The sequence below is a fragment of the Bacillota bacterium genome (assembly GCA_040754675.1).
Taxonomy (GTDB): Bacteria; Bacillota; Limnochordia; order Limnochordales; family Geochordaceae; genus Geochorda.
Genome location: JBFMCJ010000710.1, coordinates 1 through 1,856, shown reverse-complemented (window position 1 = coordinate 1,856; position 1,856 = coordinate 1). Strand labels below are relative to the sequence as shown.

General features: G+C 67.0%; 2 protein-coding genes. Both read left to right on the top strand.

The window, feature by feature from the left end:
• Nucleotides 1–311, top strand: a 311-nt coding sequence (locus AB1609_22805) for a PfkB family carbohydrate kinase (GenBank protein MEW6049264.1), incomplete at its 5' end; no start/stop codon positions are given.
• A gap of 147 nt (nt 312–458) precedes the next feature.
• The coding region (gene argH, locus AB1609_22800) for an argininosuccinate lyase (protein MEW6049263.1) at nt 459–1,856 on the top strand (1,398 nt) is incomplete at its 3' end.

The following is a 1,856-nucleotide window of genomic DNA, read 5'->3' as shown; positions in this document are numbered from 1 at the left end:
GGGGCGCGTGGGCGTGGGATGGACAGGAAATCGTGCATCGCCGTACGCGAACATCAACTCCCAGGGACACGGTGGGCGCGGGAGACGCTTTCAACGCTGCTCTGATCCGCGCCCTGTTCGTTGACGGGGAGTCTCTGAGCCGGGCTCTAGACTTTGCGAACATGGCCGCCCTGCTAGCGATTACGTCCAGCCCCCGCCGGTACCCTACCTTTGCCGAGGTACGCGCCGAACTTGCCCGGTCGGCGGCCTTCGCCGGGCAAGACAGCGAGAGCGGGGAAGTTAGCGATATGGATGGAACCTTGCCGCCCTGATTCAGGCTCAGCATGCCAACGCGGCGGCCGGCCTCGCCATCAGTTCGGAGCCGCGCCGCTATCCCACGGCCGGCGACGTGCACGCCCGTCCGGCATAGCGCACCTGGTGAGCCCCGACTGGCAGGCCCCGAAGGGAGACAACGCACCGTGAGAACCGGAACCTCAAGATCCTGGGACGACGCCTACATTGCCCATGTGCTGCGGCCGGGCTTTGAACACTGGCAGCGGCACTACTGGGACTTTTTCTTCGACCTGGAGCGGGCGCACCTGGTGGCGCTGGTGCGGGCAGGCTGGCTGAACAGGGCCGACGCCGCCCGGATCGCCGCCGGGCTGGTTCGCCTTCAAAGCGGAAACCTGCGAACCGAGCCTTACCGGGGCGACGTCGAGGACATCTTCTTCGCCGTCGAACAGCGCCTGCGCCAAGAGGTCGGGGAAATGGCGGACAACCTTCACCTGGCGCGAAGCCGCAACGACATCGACGTCACGCTCTACCGGCTCGACCTTCGCCGCGCGCTCCTCGAGGCGCACGAGCGCCTGGGCGCCCTGTCGGAAGCCCTCCTGGCACTCGCCTGGCGGCACATCCGAACGGTCATGCCGGGCTACACCCACGGGCAACAGGCCCAACCCACCACACTGGCCCACTACCTGGCGGCTGTCCTCAGCAACGTCGAACGCTCACGGCGGCGCCTCGAGGCGCACTACCCGCTGGTCAATCAGTCCCCGCTCGGGGCCGCAGCCTTCACGACCAGCGGCTTCACCATCGACCGCCGCCTGCTGGCGGCGCTGCTGGGCTTCGACGAGGTGGTGCGCAATTCTTACGACGCTGTGGCCGCAACCGACTACGTGATGCCCTTCCTGGCCGAGTGTGCCACCGTGGGTGCCACTCTGAGCCGCTTCACTGCCGACCTGCTATTCTGGGCCGCCAACGAGGTGGCGGCGATTCGGCTCGCGGATGCATTCGTGCAGGTGAGCAGCATCATGCCCAACAAGCGCAACCCGGTCGTGCTGGAACACATCCGCTCGCGGCTCGGTCGCCTTCCAGGCCTGTTGCAGCAGGCTTACCTGCTTCATGCCAACGTGCCGTTCGGGGACATCAACGACACCGAGGACAACCTGCAGCCGGTGTGGCATGAAGCCGCTCAACTCTTCTTCGAGGCCCTTGACCTGCTCGCCCGCGTCATCTCCACGCTCGATGTGGACGCTGCTCTTCTCGAGCGGCGGGCTTTCGAGGGAATGACCACCGTTACAGAGCTTGCCGACACCCTGGTGCGCCGGGCCGGTCTCTCCTTTCGACAGGCGCACTCGGTCGCCAGCCGGCTGGTAGACGTGGCCCGGCAACGCAAGCTTGCGCCCACCGAGTGGACGGTAAGCCTCCTGCACGATGCCGCCTTGGCGGTTGTGGGCCGCACCATCTCCATGTCTGACGAGGAACTCCGGCAGGCGCTCGACCCGCTCCACTTCGTCGAGGTGCGCCGGACGCTCGGCGGGCCTTCGCCCGGCGAGGTCTCGGCCATGCTTGCCGAACAGGCGGCCGCCATCGAGGCG